Source organism: Natronococcus pandeyae (assembly GCF_008122205.1).
Classification (GTDB): domain Archaea; phylum Halobacteriota; class Halobacteria; order Halobacteriales; family Natrialbaceae; genus Natronococcus; species Natronococcus pandeyae.
Window position 1 is genome coordinate 1 of the sequence record NZ_PHNJ01000044.1, and the last position, 1,397, is coordinate 1,397.

The following is a 1,397-nucleotide window of genomic DNA, read 5'->3' on the forward strand; positions in this document are numbered from 1 at the left end:
CGTGGAATCCCGACCGTCGTTGGGATATTACGGTTTACAGTCCACGACCTGTTCTCGCGGGGCGAAACAACCCTCGCTACAATCGAACAGATGGATTGAAGGCTGTGCCAACCAGCCGTTACTCCTATCCGGTGACGGACTTGGAGTTACTTTTCGGCGGATGTTCTCTGCACCGTTCACATCCGCGTTCGCAACCGTATTGCACTCATCGCAGACGTACAACCCGCGTTCGACGCGCTGACCACCGTCTTTCGTTCTACAAGCGGAACACGTCTTCGAGGTATTGCATTCGGACTCAACCGTTACGTCAATTCCTTCGGTTTCCGCCTTGTAGTCGAGTATCGACGTGAAGCGGTCGAACGCCCACCCGTGTAGATCGAGGTTGCCGTGCTTACCCCAGTTGCGGGATTCGCCGTTCTCGTCGTCGCGGATACCTCCGAGGTCGCCTATGACGATCGTTCCGACACCCCTCTCGATGCACTCCGAAACGATGTGTTTCGAGAGTGTATGGAGGAAGTGGGTTCGACGTTCCGTGCGCTTCCGATCCAGTCGAAGCCGCTCGTTGGATCGGCTATCGTCACACTTCGCTTTCTTCCGCCCGAAGTAGTATTCGTCCTCTTTCAGTGCGTTGCCGGGAAAGAGGATCGACTCACCACCGAACGAAAGCGCGGCGACGTTCGAGATACCGAGGTCAATCCCCGCAACACTATCACCCGGTGGTTCGGGATCGATCGACTTTCGGCAGACGAAGTGTAGTCGCCACTCGTCGTACTTGTGAACGGCCCGAACCTGTTGAATGTCCCACTCGGAGAGGTCTACGTCGGGACGTAGTTCGTATTCGCAAAGTACGAAGTCCGTACGGTGTTCCTTCAGATTACGACCTTTTGAGAGGCGAACGCGGTTGAACTGTGCATCATGCTTGAAGCCAGCCGCTTTGAGCGACACAGTAGAACGTGGGTGCGAATCGCCGCGTTTGCGGTAGCCGGGCGGTCGGGCACGGTTGTCGCCGTTCCGACGCTTGCCGAACCAGCCGTTGAACGCTTCAGCGAGTTCTTCAAGAACGCGCTGACTGGACTGCGAATGGAGGTCCCTATAGCGTTCGTGGCCTTTGAGTTCGGATTTAAGTTCTCCGTCATCGGGGATCTCGCCCGTTTCATCCCACTGTTCTTGTGCGTAGTGGCGACCGACGTTCCAGAGTTTCGACGCGGCCCGTCCGAGTTGATCGAGGTCGTCACTCACCTGCCGCGGGTTGGTGATCGACGCTTCGAATGTTCGGTGGGTTCGCATCGAATTCTGGCTTCATAACCGGTTATGGGGGTCGAAAACGTAATACTACCGATTCGCGTGGAATATCCTGCCATGCACAGCCGGTGGATTGTTGCATCAATCGACGGCGC

The 1,397-nt window shown here is 56.4% G+C and carries 1 protein-coding gene; it reads right to left on the reverse strand.

Going from position 1 to position 1,397, the window contains the following annotated elements; translation table 11 throughout:
* Positions 1–27 precede the first annotated feature (27 nt).
* Entirely contained in the window at positions 28–1,287 is a 1,260-nt protein-coding gene (locus tag CV102_RS25650; RefSeq protein WP_148860826.1) for an RNA-guided endonuclease InsQ/TnpB family protein, read from the reverse strand.
* Positions 1,288–1,397 lie beyond the last annotated feature (110 nt).